Origin of the sequence: Actinomadura darangshiensis (assembly GCF_004349235.1) — a bacterium.
Classification (GTDB): Bacteria; Actinomycetota; Actinomycetes; order Streptosporangiales; family Streptosporangiaceae; genus Spirillospora; species Spirillospora darangshiensis.
Genome location: NZ_SMKY01000402.1, coordinates 1 through 6608 on the forward strand (window position 1 = coordinate 1; position 6608 = coordinate 6608).

At 73.7% G+C, this 6608-nt stretch carries 7 protein-coding genes; 4 read left to right on the plus strand and 3 right to left on the minus strand.

What is annotated here, in order from left to right; genetic code table 11:
• Positions 1-437: hypothetical protein (locus tag E1293_RS48205; protein WP_207939438.1), on the plus strand; the 437-nt coding region annotated here is incomplete at its 5' end.
• Between the two features lie 3 nt (positions 438-440).
• Here the strand turns inward: E1293_RS48205 and E1293_RS42810 are convergent.
• Positions 441-1454: an NADPH:quinone reductase gene (locus E1293_RS42810; RefSeq protein WP_132205207.1), complete on the minus strand. Its 1014-nt coding sequence runs from the start codon at positions 1452-1454 to the stop codon at positions 441-443.
• 9 nt (positions 1455-1463) lie between these two features.
• Positions 1464-2321, minus strand: coding sequence for an aldo/keto reductase (locus E1293_RS42815; RefSeq protein ID WP_207939439.1), 858 nt, complete (start codon positions 2319-2321; stop codon positions 1464-1466).
• Between the two features lie 162 nt (positions 2322-2483).
• Between E1293_RS42815 and E1293_RS42820 the strand changes: the two genes are divergently transcribed.
• The 3 genes from E1293_RS42820 (at position 2484) to E1293_RS42830 (ending at position 5546) form a co-directional block, all read left to right on the plus strand.
• Positions 2484-3068, plus strand: coding sequence for a TetR/AcrR family transcriptional regulator (locus E1293_RS42820; protein ID WP_207939440.1), 585 nt, complete (start codon positions 2484-2486; stop codon positions 3066-3068).
• A gap of 96 nt (positions 3069-3164) precedes the next feature.
• Complete coding sequence (locus E1293_RS42825; protein ID WP_132205211.1) at positions 3165-4235, plus strand: quinone-dependent dihydroorotate dehydrogenase; 1071 nt, start codon at positions 3165-3167, stop codon at positions 4233-4235.
• Positions 4236-4301: 66 nt separating this feature from the next.
• On the plus strand, positions 4302-5546 hold the full coding sequence (locus tag E1293_RS42830) for a sodium:proton exchanger (RefSeq protein ID WP_132205213.1): 1245 nt from the start codon (positions 4302-4304) through the stop codon (positions 5544-5546).
• Here the strand turns inward: E1293_RS42830 and E1293_RS42835 are convergent.
• Positions 5539-6608, minus strand: a 1070-nt coding sequence (locus E1293_RS42835; RefSeq protein WP_132205215.1) for a methyltransferase, incomplete at its 5' end; no start/stop codon positions are given. The genes E1293_RS42830 and E1293_RS42835 overlap by 8 nt on opposite strands.

A 6608-nucleotide genomic window follows, 5' to 3' on the forward strand; every position in this document is an offset into this window, starting at 1 on the left:
GGGTCCTGATCGTGCTCGGCGCGATCGGGGGCGTGCTCGCGGGCGGGTGGCGCGCGTTCGCGGCGGCGGTGGCCTGGTCGTGGCGGCTGATCGGGCGCTGCCTCGCCTGGCTGGGACGCGTGCTGATCGTCGTCCCCGCGCGAGCCGTGTGGCGGTACGTCCTGGCGCCGGTCGTCGCCGGGGCCGTGGGGACGTGGCGGCTCGCCGCCCGGGTCCTGCGCTGGCTCTGGCGGACACTCGTCGTCGCTCCGGTGCGCGTGCTCGTCATCGTCCCGGCGCGCTGGGTGCGGGTGAGCGTGCTGCGTCCCGTCGGGCACGGCATCCGCGACACGTGGCGGATCACGGTGCGCGATCCGCTCCGCTCCGTCCGCCGGACGATGCGCCAGGCGACCCGCGACGTCCGCCTTCAACTCCGCCGCACCTTCCGCGGCCACTGACCCTCACTGCGGGACGTCCACCAGGACCTTGCCGACCGCGCCGCCCTGCACGGCCCGGTGTGCGGCGGCGGTGCGGTCGAGCGGGAAGCGGACCAGCGGCAGGCCGTGCTCCTCGCCGACCGGCAGGGCACCGTCGCGGACGGCGTTGGCGACGTCCTCGGCGGCGGCGGCGCGGGCCTCCGGGCCGGCCGTGTAGAGCACCAGGAACTGCAGGCGCGTGTTCAGCACCATGTTCTGCGGCACGTTCAGTTCGACCGGCTTGCCGCCGTCGTTGGCGTAGGTCGAGATCGTGCCGCGCGTCCGCAGCACGGCCAGGTCGAGTGCGAGGTTCGCGCCGAGCGCCACCTCGGCGACGATGTCGATGCCGTCGGGGGCGAACCTGCGGATCTCTGCGGCCGGGTCGTCCGCGCGGTAGTCGACCACGTGGTGGGCGCCGGCGGCGGTGGCCAGCCGGGCCTTCTCCGGGCCGCTGACCGTGCCGATCACGGTGGCGCCGGCCCAGCGGGCGAGCTGGATCACCGCGTGCCCGACCGCCCCGGCCCCGCCCGCGGCGAGCACCGTCCGGCCGTCCAGCGCGCCGGGACGCAGCCGGCGCGGCCCGTCCTCGGCGACGGTGAGCGCGCGGTGCGCGGTGAGCGCGGGGACGCCGAGCGCGGCGCCGACGTCGAATCCGGCGCCGGCGGGCAGCGGCACGGCGTGCTCGGCGGGGACGACGGTGAACTCGGCGGCGGTGCCGGTGGGACGTCCGGCGGCGGCCATGAACAGCCAGACCCGCTCGCCGGCCCGGCCGGGGTCGACGCCCTCGCCGACGGCGTCGACCACGCCGGCGCCGTCCAGGTGCGGGGTGATCTCCGGGAAGCCCATGGGGGCGCCGGCGCGGGCCTGCCAGTCGGCCGGGTTGACCCCGGACACGGCGACCCGGACGCGGACCTCGCCGGGACCGGGCACGGGCAGGTCGCGGTCGACGAGCCGGAGAACGTCGGGGCCGCCGTTGTCGCGGTAGATGATGGCCTTCAAGGTCCGTCCTCAGCCGATCGGTACGTTGGTGGAGCGGGACTCGACGGCGTCGAGGGCGGCGAGCGCCTCGGCGTCGAAGGCGATCTCGCCGGCGGCCATGTTGGCCTCAAGGTGGGCGGGGTCGGCGGTGCCGGGGATGAGCAGCACGTTCGGGGCGTGGTGCAGCAGCCACGCGAGGCCGACCTGCGACGGCGTGACGTCCAGCGACTCGGCCACGGCGTGGACGGCCGGCGCCTCGGTGACCTTGGGCAGGCCGGGGAAGGCCCCGCCGAGCGGGAAGAACGGCACCCAGGCGATGCCCTCGGCCGCGCACAGCCGCAGCATGTCCTCGTCGTCGCGGGAGACGAGGCTGTAGGCGTTCTGCACGCAGGCGATCCCGGCCGGGAGCGCGCGGCGCAGGACGTCGGGGGTGACGCTGCTCAGGCCGATCGCGCCGATCTTGCCCTCGTCGCGCAGGGCGGTCATGACGGCGAGCTGGTCGTCGAGGCCGACCACCTGGTCGCCCTCGGGACGCAGCCCGGGGCCGGTGTCGAGCCGCCGGAGGTTGACCACGGAGAGCCGGTCGGCGCCGAGGCTGCGCAGGTTGTCCTCGACGCTGGCCCGCAGTTGCTCGGGCCGCTGCGCAATCCGCAGCGGCAGCCGTCCGCCCGGGTTGGGGTCGGCGCCGACCTTGGTGACGACCATGACGCCGTCGTCCGGACGAAGGGCTTCGCGGATCACGGCGTTGGCGAAACCGAAGCCGTAGAACTCGGCGGTGTCCACGTGGTCCACGCCCAGCTCGACCGCGCGCCGCAGCAGCGCGACGGCCTCGCCGCGGCGGTCGTGCAGGCGGTCGAGCTGGGCCGCGCCATAGCCGACCCGGGACACGGTGCGGCCGGCGAACGAAGCAGTTGAAGTACCGATGGGAATCTCCTTTCCGCGATCGCAGACTACAGAAGACAGGTGACAGATTTCAATATCTGTCATTCAGATACCGACCGGAGGCTGGCAGACTGGCGGGAGCGGTATCACCTCGACAAGGAGGCCAGGGTGCGCGGGGAGCCTCTCGACGCGGAGACGATCGTGTCGGCCACCGAGGAAGTGCTGCGCCGGCACGGTCCGGAGAAGACCACGGTGCTCGACGTCGCGCGATTGCTCGGCGTCAGCCACGGAAGCGTGTACCGGCACTTTCCGTCCAAGGCGGCGCTGCGCGAGGCCGTGATACGGCGCTGGCTCGACCACGTGCGGGACGAACTCGACGCGGTGCTTCGGGAGCGCACTGCCCCGCCCGATCGGCTGCGTAGCCTGCTCACCACCATGTTCACCGCGAAATGGGCGAAGGCCAGGGAGGACCCGGAACTCTTCGCGACGTTCCGGGCGCTGGCGGCGGAGCACAGCACCGTGTCGTCCGCCCATGTCGGCTTCCTGCTGGCCCAGGTCCGCGCCGTCGTCGCCGACGGCATCGCCAGTGGCGACTTCGCGGCCGGTGAGCCGGAGGTGATCGCGGAGGCCGTCCTCGACGCGACCTCCCGCTTCCACGACCCGGCGCACGCCGCCGAATGGCAGTCGCCCGACATCGAAGCGAAGTCCGCGGGCGTCATCTCGCTCATCATCGACGGCGTCCGAACACGGTGACGACCGCACCGACCCCGGACGGGCCGACGCGGTAGGCAGCGGCTTCGCGGGACCTCAGCGGGTTTTCGGCCGGGCCGGCTGAGATACTGGCGGACGATGTACCGACTCCTGTTCTCGGTGGTCATCGCCCGCGTCCCGGCGGAGACCGTCCACCACCTGACCCTGCGCGGGCTACGCGCGATCCAGGCCGCGCCCGGGGCCGCGCCACTGCTGCGGCGGCTGCTCGCGCCCCGCGACCCGGCGCTGGCGGTGCGCGCGTTCGGGCTCGACTTCCCCGGCCCGCTGGGGCTGGCCGCCGGGTTCGACAAGGACGCCGTCGCCTACGAGGCGCTCGGCGCGTTCGGGTTCGGCCATGTCGAGATCGGGACGGTGACCGGGCGCCCGCAGCCCGGCAACCCGCGCCCGCGGCTGTTCCGGCTCGTCCCCGACCGGGCGGTCGTCAACCGGATGGGCTTCAACAACGAGGGCTCCGAGGCCGCCGCGCGCCGGCTCGCCGGGCGCGCCCCCGGCACGATCGTCGGCGTCAACATCGGCAAGACGAAGGCCGTCCCCGAGGCGTCGGCCGCCGCCGACTACGTGGCGAGCACCGAGCGGCTGGCCCCGAACGCCGACTACCTCGTCGTCAACGTCAGCTCCCCCAACACGCCCGGCCTGCGGAACCTCCAGGCCGTCGAGCACCTGCGGCCGCTGCTGGCGGCGGTGCGGGAGGCGGCCGACCGGTCGTCCGCGCGGCGCGTCCCGCTGCTGGTCAAGATCGCGCCGGACCTGGCCGACGACGACATCGACGCGGTCGCCGGCCTCGCCCTCGAACTCGGCCTCGACGGCATCATCGCGACCAACACCACCATCGCCCGGGACGCCCTGCTCAGCCCGCCCGCGCTCGCCGAGGAGACCGGCGGGCTGTCCGGCGCGCCGCTGAAGGAGCGGTCGCTGGAGGTCCTGCGCCGGCTCCGGGCCCGCACCGGCGGGCGGCTCACGCTGGTCTCGGTCGGCGGCGTCGAGACGGCCGACGACGTGTGGGAGCGCGTCCGCGCCGGCGCGACCCTCGTCCAGGGCTACACCGGCATGATCTACGGCGGCCCGTTCTGGGCGCACGGCGTCAATCGCGCCCTGTCCCGCCGCCTGCGGGCCAGCGCCTTCACGACCCTCGACGAAGCCCGCCGCTGACCGTCTTTGCCGCCCGTTGCCGTACGTGCCCGCATCGGCGGGACGAGCCGGGGCACGGTGCGGGGTATGGCCGGCGAGTCGATCACGCGTGGGACGGTGCTCGTCCGGGTCGCGCTGACGCTGGCGGTGGCGCTCCCCGCGATCGTGACGCGGGTCGCCGGACTGCATCCGCCGGCCGTCGGCGCCATGGTCATCTTCGGGGCCGGGGTGCTGGCCGCCGCGGTCCTGCTGATGTGGGCGGCGGAGACGGCGCGGGCCGACATGTCGGGCGCGCTCGCGCTGGCGCTGCTGGCGCTCATCGCCGTCCTGCCCGAATACGCCGTCGACCTCTACTACGCCTACGCCGCCGGAACGCGTCCCGAGTACACCGCCTACGCGGCCGCCAACATGACGGGCGCGAACCGGCTGCTCGTCGGCGTCGGGTGGGCGCTGGTGGTGCTGGCGTTCGCGCTGGCCGTCCGCCGGCTGTCCGGACGCGGCGGACGTCACGCGGCACGCGCGTCCAAGCCCGACCGGCGCGACGTACAACTGACCCCGCTGCACCGCACCGAACTGGGCTTCCTCGCACTCGCCGCCGTCCTCGGCTTCATCCCCGCACTGACCGGCGAGATCGGCTGGTACATGTCGATCTCGCTGATCGTCGTGTACGTCCTCTACCTCGTGCAGATCGGGCGGCGCCGGGACGAGGACGTCGAGGACCTCGCCGGCGTCCCCGCCCGGCTGGTCACGCTGCCGAAACGGAAGCGGCTGATCGCGACGTGGGGCGGGTTCGCGCTCGGCGCCGCCATCGTGTTCGCGTCCGCGAAGCCGTTCGCGAACGCGCTGGTGGAGGCGGGGGCGTCGCTCGGCATCGACGAGTTCCTGCTGGTGCAGTGGCTGGCGCCGCTTGCGTCGGAGGCACCAGAACTGCTCGTCGCGGTCATGTTCGCGTGGCGGCTGCGGGACGCCGACGCGATCGGGACGCTGCTGTCCAGCAAGGTCAACCAGTGGACGCTGCTGATCGGCACCCTGCCGCTCGCCTACCGGATCGGCGGCGGCGACTGGTCGCTGCCGCTGGACTCCCGGCAGACCGAGGAGGTGCTGCTGACCGCCGCGCAGACCGTCCTCGGGCTGAGCCTGCTCGTCGACCTGGTCTTCAGGCGGTGGGAGGCGGCGGTGCTGTTCGTGCTGTTCGCGGTCCAGTTCGTCCTGCCGGGAGAGGACGCCCGGCTGTACCTGTCCGGCGTCTACCTGGCGATCGGCTTCTCCGTGCTGATCGCCCGGCACCGCGAGCTGGGGAAGGCGATGGAGACGGTCGTCCGGCCTAGATGAAGAACCCGTCGGCGATCAGCTCCGGCAGGACGGCGTCGGCATGGGCCCGGACCTGCCCGGCGTCCATGCCGGTGAGCTGGGCGATGGCGTCCAGGAGCGGGCCGAGCGGCAGGGTGCCGTCGCAGACCCCGGCGAGGCCCGCCTCGACCGTCCCCACCCCGGCGGCGCGGCGGAGGCGGCCGGTCTGCCGCAGGATGATCCGCTCCGGGTCTTCGGCCCCGGGCGGGCCGATCTGCTCCTGGACGAGCCCGGGTGCCGCCGCCAGCGGCCGTCCACAGCCTGTGGAAAACTCCTCGGCCCCGGCGAGCCCGTCCAAGACGTCGCGGGCGTAGGCCCCGACGGGCTGCTCGACGGCGTGCCGCAACTCCTCCACCCGGACGGCCGGGCTCCCGCCGCTCCGCCGCAACGTGATCCACCCGAACCCGACCCCGGTGACACCCTCCCGCTCGAAATGATCCAGCCACGCGTCGTACCGCGCACGGTATTCGGGAGTGCCCGCCTCGCACGAATCCCGCAGCCACAACTCCGCGTACTCGGCCGGATCCTGGACGTCCCGCTGGACGATCCAGGCGTCGCAGCCGTCCACCCACGCACCGACGCGCTCCTCCCACGGGACCCCGTCCACATGCAGCCAATTGGCCAGGAGCTGGCAATATCCACCGTCGTTGAGGTAATGGGGGGCGTCCTCGACCAGCCGCCGGCAGAAGTCGTCGCCCGGCATCCCCGACTCCCGGTACGTGAACCGCCGGTCGCCGGACGGCGCGACCACGAACGGCGGATTGGACACGATCAGGTCGAAGCGGCGCCCGCGAACCGGCTCCAGCAGCGACCCTGGCAACAACTCGGCGCCCTCCACCCCCGAGAGCGCGAAACTCATCCCGGCGAGTTCCAGCGCCCGCGGATTCACGTCCGTCGCCGTGATGCGCGCCCCGGGATTCCGCCGCGCGAGATGCACCGCTTGGACGCCGCAGCCGGTTCCGAGATCGAGCATGTTATCCACAGCCCTGTGGACAACCAGCCGGGCCAGGTTCCCGGACGCACCGCCCGCCCCCACCACATGAT

Coding starts and splice junctions, on each gene's coding strand:
- E1293_RS42830 (WP_132205213.1), top strand. CDS start 4,302: ATGGCCGGCGAGTCGATCACGCGTGGGACGGTGCTCGTCCGGGTCGCG.
- E1293_RS42825 (WP_132205211.1), top strand. CDS start 3,165: ATGTACCGACTCCTGTTCTCGGTGGTCATCGCCCGCGTCCCGGCGGAG.